Source organism: Streptomyces sp. NPDC018045 (assembly GCF_044327445.1).
Classification (GTDB): Bacteria; Actinomycetota; Actinomycetes; order Streptomycetales; family Streptomycetaceae; genus Streptomyces.
Window position 1 is genome coordinate 64,737 of sequence record NZ_JBIRFL010000012.1, and the last position, 17,731, is coordinate 82,467.

At 73.2% G+C, this 17,731-nt stretch carries 14 protein-coding genes; 13 read left to right on the plus strand and 1 reads right to left on the minus strand.

All coding sequences use genetic code 11. The annotated features are described in order from the left end of the window. Positions 1-490: 490 nt before the first annotated feature. The 12 genes from ACH4EB_RS24675 (at position 491) to ACH4EB_RS24730 (ending at position 15,767) form a co-directional block, all read left to right on the plus strand. Positions 491-1,480, plus strand: a complete 990-nt coding sequence (locus ACH4EB_RS24675; protein WP_398349782.1) for a malate dehydrogenase — start codon at positions 491-493, stop codon at positions 1,478-1,480. Between the two features lie 219 nt (positions 1,481-1,699). Next, positions 1,700-3,631, plus strand: a complete 1,932-nt coding sequence (locus tag ACH4EB_RS24680) for a hypothetical protein (protein WP_398349783.1) — start codon at positions 1,700-1,702, stop codon at positions 3,629-3,631. Positions 3,632-3,721: 90 nt separating this feature from the next. Further along, complete coding sequence (locus tag ACH4EB_RS24685) at positions 3,722-4,099, plus strand: hypothetical protein (protein ID WP_398349784.1); 378 nt, start codon at positions 3,722-3,724, stop codon at positions 4,097-4,099. A gap of 2 nt (positions 4,100-4,101) precedes the next feature. Next, complete coding sequence (locus ACH4EB_RS24690) at positions 4,102-5,040, plus strand: hypothetical protein (protein WP_398349785.1); 939 nt, start codon at positions 4,102-4,104, stop codon at positions 5,038-5,040. A gap of 448 nt (positions 5,041-5,488) precedes the next feature. Further along, the gene (locus ACH4EB_RS24695; protein ID WP_398349786.1) at positions 5,489-6,997 is read left to right on the plus strand and encodes an aldehyde dehydrogenase family protein; all 1,509 of its coding nucleotides are present in this window, start codon (positions 5,489-5,491) and stop codon (positions 6,995-6,997) included. Between the two features lie 58 nt (positions 6,998-7,055). Further along, positions 7,056-8,600, plus strand: a complete 1,545-nt coding sequence (locus ACH4EB_RS24700; RefSeq protein ID WP_398349787.1) for a GMC family oxidoreductase — start codon at positions 7,056-7,058, stop codon at positions 8,598-8,600. After that, positions 8,597-9,721: a glycine betaine/L-proline ABC transporter ATP-binding protein gene (locus ACH4EB_RS24705; RefSeq protein ID WP_398349788.1), complete on the plus strand. Its 1,125-nt coding sequence runs from the start codon at positions 8,597-8,599 to the stop codon at positions 9,719-9,721. The genes ACH4EB_RS24700 and ACH4EB_RS24705 overlap by 4 nt, the downstream gene beginning before the upstream one ends. After that, the gene (locus tag ACH4EB_RS24710; protein ID WP_398349789.1) at positions 9,721-9,978 is read left to right on the plus strand and encodes a hypothetical protein; all 258 of its coding nucleotides are present in this window, start codon (positions 9,721-9,723) and stop codon (positions 9,976-9,978) included. The genes ACH4EB_RS24705 and ACH4EB_RS24710 overlap by 1 nt, the downstream gene beginning before the upstream one ends. Next, positions 9,975-11,966 (plus strand): ABC transporter permease, encoded by a 1,992-nt coding sequence (locus ACH4EB_RS24715; RefSeq protein ID WP_398349790.1) that lies wholly within the window; start codon positions 9,975-9,977, stop codon positions 11,964-11,966. Before ACH4EB_RS24710 ends, ACH4EB_RS24715 begins: the two co-directional genes overlap by 4 nt. A gap of 2 nt (positions 11,967-11,968) precedes the next feature. Next, positions 11,969-12,955, plus strand: coding sequence for an ABC transporter substrate-binding protein (locus ACH4EB_RS24720; RefSeq protein WP_398349791.1), 987 nt, complete (start codon positions 11,969-11,971; stop codon positions 12,953-12,955). Between the two features lie 123 nt (positions 12,956-13,078). Further along, the gene (locus ACH4EB_RS24725) at positions 13,079-14,740 is read left to right on the plus strand and encodes a sensor histidine kinase (RefSeq protein WP_398349792.1); all 1,662 of its coding nucleotides are present in this window, start codon (positions 13,079-13,081) and stop codon (positions 14,738-14,740) included. 334 nt (positions 14,741-15,074) lie between these two features. Beyond that, positions 15,075-15,767 carry a response regulator gene (locus tag ACH4EB_RS24730; RefSeq protein WP_398349793.1) on the plus strand — a complete coding sequence of 231 codons (693 nt, stop codon included), beginning with the start codon at positions 15,075-15,077 and terminating at the stop codon, positions 15,765-15,767. 58 nt (positions 15,768-15,825) lie between these two features. Here ACH4EB_RS24730 and ACH4EB_RS24735 read toward each other — a convergent pair whose 3' ends face one another. Then, the gene (locus tag ACH4EB_RS24735; RefSeq protein WP_398349794.1) at positions 15,826-16,392 is read right to left on the minus strand and encodes a GNAT family N-acetyltransferase; all 567 of its coding nucleotides are present in this window, start codon (positions 16,390-16,392) and stop codon (positions 15,826-15,828) included. A gap of 120 nt (positions 16,393-16,512) precedes the next feature. Here ACH4EB_RS24735 and ACH4EB_RS24740 point away from each other — a divergent pair, with 120 nt between their 5' ends. Next, positions 16,513-17,679 carry a trypsin-like serine peptidase gene (locus ACH4EB_RS24740; RefSeq protein WP_398349795.1) on the plus strand — a complete coding sequence of 389 codons (1,167 nt, stop codon included), beginning with the start codon at positions 16,513-16,515 and terminating at the stop codon, positions 17,677-17,679. Positions 17,680-17,731 lie beyond the last annotated feature (52 nt).

A 17,731-nucleotide genomic window follows, 5' to 3' on the forward strand; every position in this document is an offset into this window, starting at 1 on the left:
GGCGGGCGCGGTCGGATGGCCGGGAGCCGGTGGGGCCCGGGGCCGGTGGGGCCCGAGGCCGGTGGGGCCCGGACGGTGGCTCGCCGCCGTAGCCGGGCGGCCGGGTGTGCCGCGACCGTCCGGCGCAACCCGGACGTACGCCGCATACCGGCCGTTGCGAGAAGTCCGTACGGCGGGGGATTGCGCACGCGGATCCGGGGCAGGGGCATGAATGACCCCCACGGGTACGGCACCACCCGGCGGCCGTCCGCGCTCCCCCCTCCTTGAGCGGACGGCCGCCCGCCACACGCCCGCGGGGCCCTCCGTAGCGCCACGGGCGGGCCGGTGAGGCGTTCCACACCGGCCCGGGGGCCGTGCGGCGCGGCGGTCCGATAGCCTGACGGCCGGGTCTCTCGACACCAAGAGATCTCGGTAAATGGGCAGGGGTTCCCGCCGCCACCTACGCGGTAAGGGGGCTCGCCCCCCAGAAAACAGCGCGCAGGAGATCGCCATGACCCGCACTCCCGTCAATGTCACCGTCACCGGCGCGGCCGGCCAGATCGGTTACGCACTCCTCTTCCGCATCGCCTCCGGTCATCTGCTCGGCGCGGACGTGCCGGTCAAGCTGCGCCTCCTGGAGATCCCCCAGGGGCTGAAGGCCGCCGAGGGCACCGCCATGGAGCTCGACGACTGCGCCTTCCCGCTGCTGCGCGGCATCGACATCTCCGACGACCCGAACGTGGCCTTCGCGGGCGCGAACGTGGCCCTCCTGGTCGGCGCCCGCCCCCGCACCAAGGGCATGGAGCGCGGCGACCTGCTGGAGGCCAACGGCGGCATCTTCAAGCCGCAGGGCAAGGCCATCAACGACCACGCCGCGGACGACATCAAGGTCCTGGTCGTCGGCAACCCCGCCAACACCAACGCCCTGATCGCCCAGGCCGCCGCCCCGGACGTGCCGGCCGAGCGCTTCACCGCGATGACCCGCCTGGACCACAACCGCGCCATCTCGCAGCTCGCGCAGAAGACCGGCAAGCAGGTCTCGGACGTCAAGAAGCTGACGATCTGGGGCAACCACTCCGCGACCCAGTACCCGGACATCTTCCACGCCGAGGTCGCCGGCAAGAACGCCGCCGAGGCCGTCAACGACCAGGCGTGGCTGGCCGACACCTTCATCCCGACCGTCGCCAAGCGCGGCGCCGCGATCATCGAGGCCCGGGGCGCCTCCTCGGCCGCCTCAGCCGCCAACGCCGCCATCGACCACGTGCACACCTGGGTCAACGGCACCGCGGACGGCGACTGGACCTCCATGGGCATCCCCTCGGACGGCTCCTACGGCGTCCCGGAGGGCCTGATCTCCTCCTTCCCGGTCACCACCAAGGACGGCACGTACGAGATCGTCCAGGGCCTGGAGATCAACGACTTCTCGCGCGAGCGCATCGACGCGTCCGTCCAGGAGCTGGTGGAGGAGCGCGACGCCGTCCGCGGTCTCGGCCTCCTCTGACCCCTGGGGGACCCGCGCGGGGCGGCCGCCCCGCGCGGGTCCTTGCACGACGGAGCCCGTACGGACCTCCTGTCCGTACGGGCTCCGTCGTTCTGTCACACCATGGTGGGATCTTCCCGGCGGGCGCCTGACAGGGCGTGAGGCCCTCCTTTATGCTGCGGCCTTCACGCCGCGCAACCCACCTGTCACACGGGTCGGTTGGTGCCTTGGGGGGAACAGGTGACTCATACGTCCGTGCCGCAGCAGCCCGGCCCGTCCGACGGCCCGCGCTCCGCGGCGCCGCGGCCGCCGGCCGGGAACCCGCCCGGCGCCAGTGAGGCCACCCGGCTGCTGTGCGCCGGCACCTACCTCGACCCCGGCTACCGCGACGCGGTGATCGACGAGCTGTACGTCCACGAAGAGCGCTTCGCGGCCCCGTCGCCGGGCTTCGACGCGGCCCGGGTGCTGGCCCACGCGCTGCGCGCCCGGCGCATCGAACTGGCCTGGGCCGGTGCCGTCCTGCTGCTGTGGATCGTCTCCGTCCCGCTCTCCTCCGGGCTGACCCTGCTGTACCTGCTGCCGGTCCTGCTGCTCTCGCTGGCCTCCTTCGTACGGGGCCGGGCCGCGCGCCCGCCCTGGTACCGGCGGGCCGGCGGCTGGCTGCTGCGCTGGTACGGGCGGTTCAGCGTGGTGCTCGTGGCCGTGGCGCTGCTGGCCATGGTCTTCGGCGGTGACGGCTCCCCGGACACCGCCGGGTCGCCGTACGGCGTCTCCGACAGCTCCTCCGGGCTGTCCGGCACCCCGCTGTCGCTGTTCCTGCCGACGGACCTCTTCGGGCAGAACATGATCGCGGCGCGGCCGCTGCACGCCTGGCTCGCCCTCGCGCTCCCCTTCGTGCTGGCCTGGGCCGTCGGCGCGCAGCACGGGCAGGTGGCCAAGGTGCTCACCACCGAGCTGTCCCGGGCCCGGTTCCCGGACGCGGCGGCCGACCCGGCCGAGCGGGCCGAGGGCGGCCGCTTCCAGCGGCTGCGGCACCGCATCCGTACCGAGCAGCACGGGCCGCTGGTCATGTACCGCGCCGCCGACCCGTTCTGCGGCGCGGGCACGCCGTACGAGCCCTGGTCACTGTCGGTGGAACTGCGGCCCCGCAAGGACGCGGCACCGGCCGTCACCGAGAACGCCACGCCGCCCCCGGCCGAGGACTCCGCGTCGCCCTTGGCCAAGGACTCCGGGCGGCCCCCGGCCGAGGGCACCGCCGCCGGCGGCCCGGTCCCCCTGGACAACGACGCCATCCTCCAACGCGTCATCCCTCTGGTCGCGGCGCTCCGCACCCCCTCCGCGCACGGCTCGCCGCGGGCCGCCGCCGCGGTGCGCGACCGGCTGCGCGAGCTGGAGGTCGACGAGTGCGTCTTCCTGCCGGCGGCCGGGCTGCCGTCCCGCTCCGCCGCACCGTACGGCCCCGAGGGCTTCGCAGCACACCGGGCCCGCGCGGTCGAGGAAGGCGGCGAGACCCGGCGGCACTTCCTGCGGGTGCGGGTCGGGGGCTGGGGCGAGGGCATCGTCACCACGGTCTTCGTGCGGGTCCACACGCAGGGCGGGATGCTCATGCTGGAGGTCGCGCCGCACGTGCTGTGGCCGGTGCGCGCGCTGTACCGGGAAGCCGACCGGATCGCCCACCGCTACCGGCACAACAACCCGTTCGGCAAGGCGGTGTGGGCGCTCGCGCAGACGCCGCGCTCCGCCGGGCGCGCGGTGACGTCCCTGTGGCGCGGTTTCGTGTCCGCCTGGAGCCTGCTCACGGGCGGGCACGGCGGCGCGCTGCCCGACGGCCCGGCGGTGTCGGTCCGCGAACTGGGCTCCGACGGGGACGCCTCGCTCTTCCAGGAGATGGACGTCACCCGCTACCTGAAGAGCATCCAGGACCGGGTGGCGAGCGGGGTGCGGAGCGCGCTGTACGAAGCGGGCTGGCAGACCGACGAGTTCGAGCAGCGGGTCGTCAACGTCACCAACGGCGGGGTGTTCATCGAGTCGGCGCAGGGCGCCATCGGCATCGGCGACCACAACACGATCACCAGCAACGGCGGCTTGGGCGGAGCGGCCGGCGGTGCCGCGGGAGGAGCGGCGTCCGGCGCGGCCGGCAAGGCCGCCAAACCCGCCGACGCGGGCCGGTGAACGGCCGGTACGCCCCCGCCCGGAGCCGGGGCACAATCGTGACCACGGCCGGCGCGTACGGCACCACAGCAGACCAACGGGGAGGCAGACATGGCAACGGCTGACGAACGCGACCGCGGCATCCACATCGGCGAGGTGCACGGCGCCTTCGCCATCGGCGACCACAACACGGTCACCCACAACGAGAACACCTCCGGCCGCCCCGGCACCGACCCCGCGCACGAGGAACTGCTCGCCGCCGTACGGCAGTTCCGCGAGGACCTGGCCAGGGTCGTCGCCACACCGCCGGTCACCCTGCTGGCCGCCGAACTGGTCGATGCTCAGGAAGAGATCGAGACCACCGGCCGCACCGCACCCGGTCGGCTGGAGCGGCTGCGCACCGCGCTGGCGGACGCCGGCACGGTCACCAGCGTGCTGGCGTCGGGCGCCGCCGTCGGGCAGGCCGTGGCCGCGCTGCTGGGAGGCTGAGCATGAGCGAGCAGGGGGGCGGCGCGGGCGCGCGCTGGAACGACGAGGAGCAGCGCTGGGACTCCGGCGGCCCGGCCCCCGCGCCGTACACGGGCCCGCCGCCGCCCAAGCCGGGTTCCGCACCCGGCCCCGCGCCGTCGCCGGGTGCGGACTTCTTCACCGACGCCACGTCCGACGCGGCGCACCGTCCGGCCGGTCCGCCGCCCTACCCGCCGGCCCATGACCCGGCGGCGCCCGGCACCGCGCCGTCCGCCGCCCGCCCGCGCTCCTGGCCGACGCCGCTCGTCGTCGGCGCGGCGGTCGCCGTGGTCGCCGTGGGGTTCGGCGGCGGGTGGCTGCTGTGGGGCGGGGACGACGCCCAGGTGCGCCCCGACGCCGGGCCGGCGGTCTCGGCACCGGGCCCGCACCGGGCGACCGCCCCGGACGACGTGCCGACCGGCTCCGCCACCGGCCCATCACCCGGCGGCCCGTCCGGCTCCTCCCCGGGCGCCGTCCCGTCCGGCTACCGCCTGGCCCGGGACAGCGCCGGCTTCTCCCTCGCCGTACCGGAGAACTGGCAGCGCACCGAGCGCAAGGACGGCATCTTCTACACCGCCCCCGACGAGCGCTACCTCCTCCAGGTCTTCGAGATCACCGAACCCGACATCAGCCCGTACGAGGCCCTGGAGGCCACCTCCCAGAGCCTCGCGGACAAGCCGGGGTACGTGGAGCTGAGCCTGGGCCCCACCACGGACGTCGGCGTCGGCTCGGGCACCACCGAACTCGTCTACGCCTACGACAGCGAGAAGCTGGGCGCCCGCGCCCGCGTCACCGACCGCGCCTTCACCGTCCCCGACGGCCGCCAGTTCGCCGTCCTGGTCCTCGGCCCCGAAGCCGACTGGCCCGCCCAGAGCCGCGTCCAGCGCACCGCCCTGCAATTCTTCGACCCCGGCCGGCACTGACCGGCGGCTCCGCGCTGACCGGCGGCTCGGTCCTGCCCGGGGCTTCCGTCCTGCGCGGGGCTTCCGTCCGGACCAGCGGCGCCGTCCGGGCCGGCGCCTTCCGCCCTGCCGCCGGCTACGGGCCCCGGGCGGCCCGGCCCGGCCTGTGAGGCGCCCGGCCTGCGAGACGGCCCCCGGTGCCCCCGAGGCGCGCCCCAGACCCGTAAGAAGGCCGTACGGAAGCCCGTACGGAGGGCCGGGAGGGCCCGTGCGGAGGCCCAGGATGGGGCCACAAGGGCAGACCGGTGACCCGGATCGGGCCCGGCAAACCTGCTTTTCGGGGGCCGGAAGAGTGAGTCGGGTCACTTTCCTCGGATGTTTCGGCATAGGTAAAGGGGTTCCGGGGAGGGGTCCTCGTTGCTGGTGTGAACCAGTGGCAACAGACCGGAAGTCGAAAGGCAGAACAGACGTGTCGGCACGCGAGACGATTCACGTAGACGGGGTGTGGCGCTCCGCCGTATCCGGCGCCACCCGGGAGATTCTGGACCCCGCCGATGCGAAGACGCTCGAAGTCGTCGCCGAGGGGGGCGCCGAGGACGCCGACGCGGCGGTCGAGGCCGCTCGCCGCGCCTTCGACGGTGGGGCGGGCCAGTGGCCGCGCACCCTGGTCGCGGAGCGGGCCGCGCTGCTGCGGCGGGTCGCCGACCTGCTCCAGCGGGACCGTGAGGAGATCGCCCTCATGGAGAGCCGGGACACCGGCAAGACCCTCGAAGAGGGCCGGGTGGACGTGGACGACGTCACCAACGCCTTCCGTTACTTCGCCGATCTGGTGATGAACGAGAGCGGCGGCCGGGTCGTGGACGCGGGCAGCCCGGACGTGCACAGCGTCGTCGTGCACGAGCCGGTCGGCGTCTGCGCGATGATCACTCCTTGGAACTACCCGTTGCTCCAGGCGAGCTGGAAGGTCGCCCCGGCGCTCGCCGCGGGCAACACCTTCGTCATCAAGCCCAGCGAGGTCACCCCGCTGTCGACGGTGCACCTGGTCAAGCTGCTCGTGGAGGCCGGTCTGCCGGCGGGTGTCGCGAACATCGTCACCGGTGCGGGCGTGCCGGTCGGCCAGCGGCTGGCCGAGCACCCGGACGTGGACCTGTTCTCCTTCACCGGCGGCCTGGCCAGCGGTACGAAGGCCGGTTCAGCGGCGGTCGCGGGCGCCAAGAAGATCGCGCTGGAGCTGGGCGGCAAGAACCCGAACGTGGTCTTCGCCGACTCCTGCGCCACCGAGGAGGGCTTCGACACCGCCGTCGACCAGGCGCTGAACGCCGCGTTCATCCACAGCGGCCAGGTCTGCTCGGCCGGCGCCCGCCTGATCATCGAGGAGTCGGTGCGGGACCGTTTCGTCGCCGAACTGGCCCGCCGCGCCGAGAAGATCAAGCTGGGCCGCGGCACCGAGGACGGCGTCGAGTGCGGCCCGCTCGTCTCGCAGCAGCAGTTGGAGAAGGTCGAGGCGTACGTGGCCTCCGCCCTTCAGGAGGGCGCCCAGCTCCGCTGCGGCGGCCGCCGTCCGGAGCCGAGCGAGGTCCGCCCGGCCACCGGTTACTTCTACAGCCCGACCGTCCTGGACGGCTGCCACCGCGAGATGAAGGTGGTCCGTGAGGAGACCTTCGGGCCGATCCTGACCGTGGAGACGTTCACGACCGAGGACGAGGCCGTCGCGCTGGCCAACGACACCGAGTACGGTCTGGCCGGCGGCGTCTGGTCGTCCGACACCGCCCGCGCGCGGCGGGTCGCCGCCCGGCTGCGGCACGGCACCATCTGGATCAACGACTACCACCCGTACCTCCCGCAGGCCGAGTGGGGCGGCTTCGGAAAGTCCGGCGTCGGCCGGGAACTGGGCCCCGCGGGTCTGGACGAGTACCGCGAGAGCAAGCACGTTTACGAGAACCTCCGGCCGGAACCGGTCCGCTGGTTCGCGGGCTGAGCCCCCGTCTGTTCACCGCACCACGCACGCACGAACTTTGCAGAAGGAGCACCACCTCATGCCCGTGTACGACTACGTGATCGTCGGCGGTGGCACCGCCGGTTCGGTGATCGCCTCCCGGCTGACCGAGGACCCGGACGTCAGCGTCGCCGTCATCGAAGGCGGCCCGTCGGACATCGACCGCGAGGACGTGCTGACGCTGCGCAAGTGGCTCGGCCTGCTCGGCGGCGAGCTGGACTACGAGTACACCACCACCGAACAGCCCCGCGGCAACTCGCACATCCTGCACAGCCGCGCCAAGGTGCTGGGCGGCTGCTCGTCGCACAACACCCTGATCTCCTTCAAGCCGCTGCCGTCCGACTGGGACGAGTGGGAGGCGGCGGGCGCCACCGGCTGGGGCGCCGAGGACATGGACCCCTACTTCGGCAAGCTGCGCAACAACATCGTGCGGGTGGCCAAGAAGGACCAGAACCAGATTGCCACCGACTGGATCGAGGCCACCAAGAGCGCCCTCGGCGTGCCCGAGGTCGTCGGCTTCAACGACCAGCCGTTCGAGGAGGGCGTCGGGTTCTTCGACCTGTCGTACCACCCGGAGAACAACAAGCGCTCGTCCGCCTCCGTCGCCTACCTCCACCCCCACATGGAGGCCGGTGACCGCCCCAACCTCACGCTGATGCTGGAGACCTGGGCGACGAAGCTGGAGCTGGACGGCACCACCGCCAAGGGCGTCCACGTCCGCGCCAAGGACGGCGCGGAGGTCTACGTCGAGGCCGCGCGCGAGGTGCTGGTGTGCGCCGGCGCGGTGGACACCCCGCGGCTGCTGATGCACTCGGGCATCGGGCCGAAGAAGGACCTCGAAGCGCTGGGCATCGACTGCAAGGTGGACCTGCCGGGCGTCGGCGAGAACCTGATCGACCACCCGGAGTCGGTGATCGTGTGGGAGACGAACGGGCCGATCCCGGGGAACTCCGCGATGGACTCCGACGCGGGCCTGTTCGTGAAGCGGGACCCGGACCACAAGGGCCCGGACCTGATGTTCCACTTCTACCAGATCCCGTTCACCGACAACCCGGAGCGACTGGGCTACGAACGCCCGGAGCACGGCGTGTCGATGACGCCGAACATCCCCAAGTCGCGGGCGCGCGGACGGCTGTACCTCACGTCCGCCGACCCCGAGGTCAAGCCCGCGCTCGACTTCAAGTACTTCGAGGACGAGGGCGACTACGACGGCAGGACCCTCGTGGACGGCATCAAGCTGGCCCGTAAGGTCGCCGAGGCCGAGCCGTTCAAGAAGTGGCTCAAGCGGGAGGTCTTCCCCGGCCCCGAGGTGACCGGGGACGAGGAGATCAGCGAGCTGGTCCGCAAGGCCGCGCACACCGTCTACCACCCCGCGGGCACCTGCAAGATGGGCGCCGAGGACGACCGGCTCGCGGTCGTCGACCCCGAGCTGAAGATCCGCGGGCTGTCCGGCATCCGGATCGCCGACGCGTCGGTCTTCCCGACGATGCCCGCCGTGAACCCGATGATCGGCGTACTGATGGTGGGGGAGAAGGCCGCCGAACTGCTCGTCGATTCCCCGACCCGGGGAGGTGATGCCCGATGACCGCCACCGCCCCCGAAGCCGGCATACCCCAGCCCCGCGAAGCCGCCGACAACCTGACGGCCGAGGACTCCCGGGACCCCCGGGACGTCGTGTTCTCCGTCCGCAACCTGTGGAAGGTCTTCGGCCCCAAGGCCGAGCGCGTTCCGGAGGACGGCGAGCTGACCGGTCTGTCCGCGCAGGAACTGCGCGAGCGGACCGGCTGCACGGCCGCCGTCCGCGACGTCAGCTTCGACGTCCACAAGGGTGAGGTCTTCGTCGTCATGGGCCTGTCGGGCTCCGGCAAGTCCACCCTGGTGCGCTGTCTGACCCGGCTCATCGAGCCGACCAGCGGCGGCCTGGACATGGACGGCGAGGACGTGCGCGCCATGGACCGGACCCAGTTGCGCGAACTGCGCCGCCGCCGCGCCGCCATGGTCTTCCAGCACTTCGGCCTGCTGCCGCACCGCTCGGTCATCGACAACGTCGCGTACGGCCTGGAGATCCAGGGCATGCCGCGTGCCGAACGCCGCGAGCGGGCCGCCGAGATGGTGGAGAAGGTCGGTCTCGCGGGGCTGGAGAACCGCCGCCCCGGACAGCTCTCCGGCGGCCAGCAGCAGCGCGTGGGGCTGGCCCGCGCGCTCGCCGTGGACCCTGAGGTCCTGCTGTTCGACGAGCCGTTCAGCGCGCTCGACCCGCTGATCCGGCGGGACATGCAGGAAGAGGTCGTGCGCCTGCACGAGGAGGAGGGCCGCACCATGGTCTTCATCACCCACGACCTCGCCGAGGCGCTGCGCATCGGCGACCGGATCGCCCTGATGCGCGACGGGAAAATCGTTCAACTGGGCACGCCGGAGGAGATCGTGGGCTCCCCGGCCGACGAGTACGTCCGCGACTTCGTCCAGGACGTACCGCGCGAACAGGTGCTGACCGTACGCCGCGCCATGCGCCCGGCCGAGGACGGCGAGTCGGAGACGGGGGCCGCGCTCGCGCCGGACACCCTGGTCGCCGACGCCATCGAGGCCGTCGCCCGCTCCGGCGGCGCGGCCCGTGTGATGGACGGCAAGCGCTGCCTGGGCATCGTGGACAGCACCTGCCTGCTGAACGTGGTCGCCCGGATCGACGCCGGCGAGGTGGCTGCCTGATGTCCGCGCAGACCGCCGCCGCCGACGCCGCCGCCCTGACGGCGGCCGGCTGGCCCCCGACCCGGCGGCCCGTGCGGGTCGCCCCCGCCCGGGTACGGACCCTCGATCCGCCGACCCGGACCCGTACCCGGCACGTCCCTGCCGCCCGCTCCCTGGCGGACCGGCTCCGCGCCGCCGTACGGCGCCGCTGGCACGAGGCCCAGCGCGCCGCGGCGATGCAGGCGCCGGCCGGCACGGTGAAGCGGGGGCGCGCATGACGGCCGCCACCCCCACCGCGAGCACCACCGCCGCGCCCGGACAGCAGGGCGCCCTCCAGGCCGCTCTCCGGCATCGCGGCCTGCGCAAGATCCTCGTACTCACCGTCGCCGCGGCGGTCCTCGTCCCGCTCGCCCACGCCAAGTGGTCCAGCGGCACCTGGCCGGGCGAGCTGACCGTCGACCTCACCGGCCCGCTCGGCCGGACCAGCGACTGGATCATCGACAACCGCGACAGCCACCCGCTGTTCGTGTACTTCCTCGGCCACCTCAGCAACGCCGTCGTGATCTCCGTACGCGCCGTCTACCAGCTCCTGCTGCTGCTCGGCTGGACGGGCGTCACCGCGGGCGTCACCCTCGTCGCCTGGCGCGTCGCGGGCGTCCGTATCGCCGCTACCGCGCTGATCTCCTTCGCCGTCAGCGGCGTCCTGGACATGTGGCTGCCCACCATGCAGACCCTCGCCCTGATGATCGTGGCGGTGCTCGCCTCGGTCGTCGTGGGCGCGCTGCTGGGACTGGCGGGCGGCCTCTCCGAGCGGCTGTTCAAGATCCTGCGGCCGGTGCTGGACACCATGCAGGTGCTGCCGGCCTTCGCGTACCTGCTGCCCGTCGTGCTGATCTTCGGCATCGGCGTGCCGGCCGCGCTGCTGGCCACCGTCGTCTACGCGGCCCCGCCGATGGCCCGGCTGACCGCGCTCGGCCTGCGCGGCGCCGACCCCGGCGTCCTGGAGGCCGTCGCCTCGCTCGGCGCGACCGGCCGGCAGCGGCTGCTGACCGCCCGCCTGCCGCTGGCCCGCAAGGAACTGCTGCTCGGCCTCAACCAGACGATCATGATGGCGCTGTCCATGGCCGTCATCGCCTCCATGATCGGCGCGGCCGGTCTCGGTGACCGCGTCTACCAGGCGCTCGCCTCGGTGGACGTCGGCGCCGCGCTCGCCGCCGCCGTCCCGATCGTGCTGCTGGCCATCGTCATGGACCGTACGACCGCCGCCGCCGGTGAACGGATGGGCGCCGACCCGGCCGCCCGCGGCCCGAAGCTGCTGCGCGGCTGGTACGCCTGGGCCGGGGTCGCCGTCCTGACCGTGCTCGCCACCGTCGTGGGCCGGCTGGCCGGCTCGGCGGTCTGGCCCGCCGGCTGGACCGTGGCCATCGCCCGCCCGGTCAACGACTTCAAGGAGTGGATGGTCGACCACCTCTACTCCGGGGTCCCGGTCGTCGGCGGCACCGCCGACTGGGCCGCGCACTTCACCTCCTGGGTCCTGGACCCGCTGCGCGACGGCCTGACGGCGCTGCCCTGGTGGGGCGTGCTGCTCATCGTCGCCGCGCTGGCCTGGCTGATCGGCACCTGGCGCACCGCGCTGACCGCGACGCTGGCGATGGCCGCCATCGGCGTCCTGGGCGTGTGGAAGCCGTCCATGAACACCCTCTCCCAGGTCCTCGCCGCCCTCGCGGTGACCCTGGTGCTGGGCTTCGGCGTCGGCATCCTCGCCGCGGGCAGCAAGCGCCTGGAGGCGATCCTGCGCCCGGTGCTGGACGTCATGCAGACCATGCCGCAGTTCGTGTACCTGATCCCGGTGGTCGCGCTGTTCGCCGTGGGCCGCGCCCCGGCCGCTGCCGCCGCCGTCGTGTACGCGCTGCCCGCGGTCATCCGCATCACCACCCAGGGCCTGCGGCAGGTCGACCCGGCCGCGATGGAGTCCGCCCGCTCGCTCGGCGCCACCCGCTGGCAGACCCTGCGGCAGGTACAGCTCCCGCTGGCCCGGCCCGCGCTGCTGCTGGCCGTCAACCAGGGCGTCGTCCTGGTCCTCGCCGTCGTCATCATCGGCGGCCTGGTGGGCGGTGGCGCGCTCGGCTACGACGTGGTCACCGGCCTCGCCAAGGGCGACCTGGCGCTCGGTCTGGTCGCGGGCGTCGCCATCGTCTGCCTCGGCCTGATGCTCGACCGGGTCACCCAGCCGACACAGCGCCGTACGGCGGGGAAGGGGGCCTGACGATGTCGCGTACCCGTACCCGAGTCGCCGGTGCCGCGCTGCTGGCGGGGGCGACGCTGCTCGCCCTCTCCGGCTGCGGCAGGGCCGACATGACCAAGCAGGGCTCGCCCTTCCAGGCGCCGGGCGGCGCCAAGTCCGTGACGCTGTCCGTGCAGACCTGGGTCGGCGCGCAGGCCAATGTCGCGGTGGCCAAGTACCTGCTCGAACACGAGCTGGACTACCACGTCGACACGGTCCAGGTGGACGAGATCCCCGCCTGGGACGCGCTCAGCCAGGGCCGGGTGGACGCGATCCTGGAGGACTGGGGCCACCCGGACCAGGAGAAGCGTTACGTCAAGGACAAGAAGACGATCACAGCGGGCGGCGGCAACGGTGTCACCGGCCACATCGGGTGGTGGGTGCCCAAGTACTGGGCCGACAAGCACCCGGACGTGACCGACTGGAAGAACCTCAACAAGTACGCCGACCAGCTCCGCACCTCCGAGAGCGGCAGCAAGGGCCAGCTCATGGACGGCTCGCCGTCCTACGTCACCAACGACAAGGCGCTGGTGAAGAACCTCAAGCTGGACTACGAGGTCGTCTTCGCGGGTTCCGAGGCGGCGCAGATCACCCAGATCCAGCAGTTCGCCAAGCAGAAGAAGCCGTTCCTGACGTACTGGTACGAGCCGCAGTGGCTGTTCAACCAGGTGCCGATGGTGGAGGTCGAACTCCCGAAGTACACCGACGCCTGTGCGGAGAAGGGCGCCGAGGACCCCGCGTCCGTCGACTGCGCCTATCCGACGACGCCGCTGCAGAAGTTCTTCAACACGGAATTCGCCGAGGGCGGATCGGACGCCGCGGCGTTCCTGAAGAATTTCCGGTGGACGAAGGAGAGCCAGAACGAGGTCTCCGAGCTGATCGCCGCCAAGGGCATGTCCGCCGACGAGGCGGGCAAGGCCTGGGTCGAGAAGCACCCGGAGATCTGGAAGAAGTGGCTGCCCAAGAAGTAGCGCGGAAGCAGCCACCGGGCATCGCCGCGGCCGGGCGGGTCTGTCTTCGGACAGACCCGCCCGGCTCGTGCTTCCTCCTCAAGGTGCACGGGTTCCGCCACCGGCCCCCGGATAATCGCCTGTATGCCCTTCATGTCGCCGCCGGCCCGGCCGCACGAGGCCGCCGCACCGCGCCGGCGCACAAAGCGGCGTCGGCTCGCCATCCTCCTGGAGAGCGTCGTGGCGTTCGGTTACCTGGGCGTCCTGGGGCCGTACACCTTCGGCTACTTCCAGCTCCTGCCGGCCGAGCTGAAGGTGGCCCTGTGCGCCGCGGCGGCCGTGCTGCTGCCCTTCCGCCGCCGCTTCCCCGTCACCTGCCTGCTGGTCCTCGCGGCGTTCGCGGGCGCCCTGCCGGTCTGCGGCATGCTCACCGCCCTCGTCGCCTACGACGCGATCCGCCGCGTCGACGACCCCCGCCGCCGTACCGTCGTCCTCCTCACGGCCACCCTGGTCCCCGTCCTCACCGCCGTCGTCGGCACGGTCTGCACCGGGGACGGGAGCTGGCGCTACGGCTTCGCCCAGGGGGTCGTCGTCGGCGGCATCGGCGTCCTCATCCCCGGCCTGGTGGGCAGCTCGCGCGGCCAGCAGGACCGGCTCCTGGTCGCGCTGCGGGAACGTGCCGCCGCGGCGGAGGAGGCCCGCCGGCTGATCGACAGCGCCTCCCGCGTCGAGGAGCGCTCCCGTATCGCCGCCGAGATGCACGACCTGGTGGGCCACCGCCTCAGCCTGATCTCGCTGCACAGCGGCGGTCTGGAGATGGCGCTGGCCGCCAAGGCGCCCGAGCTGAAGGACGAGGCGGCGCAGGTCCGCGCGGCCACCCGGGACGCCATGAACGAACTGCGCGCCGTTCTCGGCGTCCTCGGCCCGCTGGGCCGCGACACCGGCACCGAGGCCCTCACCGACGCCACCGGCACCCGCGCGGACATCGACGCGCTGGCCGAGGAGTCCCGTGCCGCGGGCGTCACCGTCGCCGTCGACTGGCAGGGCGCCGACCTGGACGGGCTGGAGCCGCGGGTACGGCGCGCCGTGCACCGCGTCGTCCGCGAGGCGCTGACCAACGTCCACCGGTACGCGACCGGCGCGGCCGTCGACCTGACCGTGGAGCACTCGGCCGACCGGGTACGGGTCACCGTCCGCAACGACGCGCCCCCGACGCCCCCGGAGGCCACCACCGGTCTCGGCACCGGCCGCGGGCTGACCGGCCTGCGCGAGCGGGTCGGCCTGCTCGGCGGCGCCCTGCGGACCGGCCCGACCGGGGCCGGCGGCTTCCTCGTCGAGGCGTCGGTCCCCGCGCACCCCGCCTCGCCCGCGGCGTCCGCCGCCCGGCCGGACACGATCCCCGCGCTGGACGCCGAGGACCACCGGCGGTCCGGCGCACTGCCCGGCGTCCTGCGCCACCTGCCCGGCATCGCGACCGGCATCCTCGGGCTGGTCGGGGTGGGGACGATGCTGGCATTCGGCCTGAGCCTGGTGCATTCCTCCCGGCAGGTCCCGCAGCCGCCGTCCCCGGACAGCATCCACGTCGGCATGGGCCGGAAGACGGTGGAGCAGGCGGTCTACTTCGACAACGGCCTCGCCCGCGCCGCCGCCCGGGGCCACGAGCCGCCCCGGCCGAGCGGCACCGACTGCATCTTCCCGTACTCCGGTGACGACCCCGTCGAGGGACGCGTGGAGATCACCCGGTACTGCTTCCGCGGCGACGTACTGACCGACATCGACACATTCTTCGTACGGGTCGCCCCCTGATCCGACGCCGTGCGGCCACCGTTCGGCCGGGCCGACGGCCGGGAGCGGATGTCGGCCGCCGGCCGTCGAGGGGCGCGGCATGGCGGTGGACGTCGGCCGTCGAGGGCGGGCGCTGCGTGGCGGCGGACGCCCGGTACGCGTGCGTGGCTCGGTACGTGGCCTGAGCCGGTACGGGCAGCCGCCAGGAGGCGCACCGGCGCGAGCGGCGCGCCAGGCCCCGGGGAACCCGGCGCCACGGCCGCTGGAACGGGCCCTGCCGTGGCGGACGGACGACGGCAACGGCCTGCTGCGGCCGTACGCCGGGCCGGCGCCGCCGCCCCGTTAGCCTGGGCGCATGAGCGATCTCCACGGCGCGCGTGCCGCACAGCCCGTACGAGTCCTCCTCGCCGACGACGAGGAGATGATCCGGCACGGCGTGCGCCTCATCCTGCGGCACGCCGAGGACATCGACGTGGTGGCGGAGGCGGCCAACGGCGCCGAGGCGGTCGAGCTGGCCGCCCGTACCCCGGTCGACGTGGCCCTCGTCGACATCCGGATGCCGGTCCTCGACGGACTGGCCGCGATCGAGCGGCTCGTCGCGCTCGACCCCAAGCCGCAGGTCGTCATGCTCACCACCTTCGGCGACGAGGAGAACGTCACCCGCGCCCTCCAGGCCGGTGCCAGCGGCTTCCTGCTCAAGGACGAGGGGCCGCAGGAGCTGATCAGTGCCGTACGGGCCGCGGCGGCCGGGGACGCGGTGCTCTCGCCCGGAGTGACCGGCCATGTCGTCAAGCGGATGCTCCAGGGGGGCGGCCGGATCGGCACCGGGAACGCCGCCGACGACCAGCGGCTCACCGCGCTGACCGACCGCGAGCGGGAGGTGCTGGCGATGCTCGGCGAGGGCCTGTCGAACATGGACATCGGCCGTCGCCTGGAGATCGGCCTGGGCACGGTCAAGACGCACGTCGGACGCATCCTCGACAAGACCGGCACCCAGAGCCGGGTGCAGGCGGCGCTGCTGGCCCATCAGGCGGGGCTGGCGGGCTGAACCGGGCCGGCGGGCTGAACTTGGCCAGGCGGGTGCCGAGGGGCCCGCCGGGCCGCCTTCAGGCCCGCCAGTCGTCCCGTTCCAGGGCGTACTCCACATCGCCCTGCTCCGCGCCCTCGACGGGGTCGGGCCACTCCTCGAAGAAGGTCCGTACGTAGCGCAGCCCCGCCTTCTCCATGACCCGCCGCGACGCGGTGTTGACCGCCATGGTGGTGCCCATGACGCGCTCCGCCCCGCACACCGTGAACGCCGCGCGGACCAGGGCGCGGGACCCTTCGGTGGCGTAGCCCCGCCCCCACGCCGACGGGAACAGCCGGTACCCCAGCTCGACTTCGCCGCGGCGCCCCCGGCCTGCCGGAACGAGTTCGAACCAGCCGAGGAAGTCCCCGGTGGCCGCGTCCTCGGCGGCCCGGTAGCCGAGCAGGTTCCGGTGGCCGTGCCGGGCCAGCATCACCGGCAGGGTCCGTCCGAGGACCTCGGCGGGCGGTACGGGCCGTCCGTCGCCGAGGAAACGCATGACGTCCGGGTCGCCGTGCAGCGCGACGAGGCGGGGCGCGTCGTCCTCGGTGAGCCACCGCAGCCGCATCCGCGGCGTCCGCAGGTCATGTTCCGGAAAAATCTCCATGGTGCGCGCAGCCCCTCGTCACAGCCCCCGTGCGGAGCACAGGCATAGTAGAGGCGCCCCCGGCCGGGGGCATGCCGACCGCACGACACCTCACCGGACGTACCAGGGGGAAACCGCTCCATGCCTGCCATACGCCGTACCGTCGCGGCCGCCGCCGCGGCGGTCGCACTCCTCGCCACCGTGACCGCCTGTGGCCCGGCCGACGACAAGGCCGCCGCAGCGCCGGGCAGTTCGGCGGCCGCGGAGCACAAGGACGGCGGGGCGGGTGCGGACGCGGGCGGCCCCGACCTGCCGAGTGGGCTGCCCACCGGCCTCGACGACGTCAAGAAGTGGCAGAAGGGCGGCTGGAAGGACTGGGACCAGTGGGCCCGCAAGGCGTCCGAGTTCGCCAATCCCGTTATCAAGGACCTGTGGAACCCGTCCCGGATGGCCGAGGCCAGGAACACGCCGGACGTCACCACCCGGAGCGCCGGCGACCTCGGCGGCAGCGACCCGGAACCGCGCCCGGTCCAGGCCCGGCAGGTCGCGCGCCCCTATCACCAGCACATGGCGCCCATAGGGAAGATCATGTTCGACAGTCCGCAGGGCCCGATGGTCTGCTCCGGCACCGTCGTCGAGGACCCGGCACACCCCGGCAAGTCCAACCTGGTGTGGACCGCGGGCCACTGCGTGCACACCGGCCGCAGCGGCGGCTGGATGCGCAACATCGTCTTCGTGCCGTCCTACAACGACCAGGGCCTGCCCATGAGCCAGGTCGGCCGGGCCCCGGCGCAGGAGGTCGCGCCGTACGGGGTGTGGTGGGCGAACTGGATCACCACCTCCGGTGAGTGGATCGACATGGGCAGCACCAAGTCCGGCAACGCCGGTTCCGCGTACGACTTCGCCGTCCTGCACGTCAAGCCGGAACGCGGCGGCGGCAAGTCGCTCCAGGAGACCGTCGGCGCCGCCCTGCCCGTCTGGTTCGGCGCGCCCTCCGCCGACCGCGTCAGCGGCCTCCAGGCGTTCGGTTACCCGGCCGCGCCCCCTTACGACGGCGCCCGGATGATGAACTGCCCGGCCCGCCCCGGCCGCCTCACGATGGCCCAGGGCACCCCCGCCATGTACCGCATCGGCTGCACGATGACCGGCGGCACCTCCGGCGGTGGCTGGTTCACCAACTACGGCGGCCGCACCTACCTGGTCTCCAACAGCTCCATAGGCTCCCTGAACCACACCTGGCTCGCCGGCCCCCACCTGGGCGCGGAAGCGAAGCGCGTCTTCGACGGGATCAGCCGCAAGTTCGCGTGAACGAACGCCCCGCCGCTCCCACGAGGAAGCGACGGGGCCGGGACCGGGGCCG

Coding starts and splice junctions, on each gene's coding strand:
- ACH4EB_RS24700 (WP_398349787.1), top strand. CDS start 7,056: ATGCCCGTGTACGACTACGTGATCGTCGGCGGTGGCACCGCCGGTTCG.
- ACH4EB_RS24715 (WP_398349790.1), top strand. CDS start 9,975: ATGACGGCCGCCACCCCCACCGCGAGCACCACCGCCGCGCCCGGACAG.
- ACH4EB_RS24675 (WP_398349782.1), top strand. CDS start 491: ATGACCCGCACTCCCGTCAATGTCACCGTCACCGGCGCGGCCGGCCAG.
- ACH4EB_RS24725 (WP_398349792.1), top strand. CDS start 13,079: ATGCCCTTCATGTCGCCGCCGGCCCGGCCGCACGAGGCCGCCGCACCG.
- ACH4EB_RS24730 (WP_398349793.1), top strand. CDS start 15,075: ATGAGCGATCTCCACGGCGCGCGTGCCGCACAGCCCGTACGAGTCCTC.
- ACH4EB_RS24705 (WP_398349788.1), top strand. CDS start 8,597: ATGACCGCCACCGCCCCCGAAGCCGGCATACCCCAGCCCCGCGAAGCC.
- ACH4EB_RS24735 (WP_398349794.1), bottom strand. CDS start 16,392: ATGGAGATTTTTCCGGAACATGACCTGCGGACGCCGCGGATGCGGCTG.
- ACH4EB_RS24690 (WP_398349785.1), top strand. CDS start 4,102: ATGAGCGAGCAGGGGGGCGGCGCGGGCGCGCGCTGGAACGACGAGGAG.
- ACH4EB_RS24720 (WP_398349791.1), top strand. CDS start 11,969: ATGTCGCGTACCCGTACCCGAGTCGCCGGTGCCGCGCTGCTGGCGGGG.
- ACH4EB_RS24710 (WP_398349789.1), top strand. CDS start 9,721: ATGTCCGCGCAGACCGCCGCCGCCGACGCCGCCGCCCTGACGGCGGCC.
- ACH4EB_RS24740 (WP_398349795.1), top strand. CDS start 16,513: ATGCCTGCCATACGCCGTACCGTCGCGGCCGCCGCCGCGGCGGTCGCA.
- ACH4EB_RS24685 (WP_398349784.1), top strand. CDS start 3,722: ATGGCAACGGCTGACGAACGCGACCGCGGCATCCACATCGGCGAGGTG.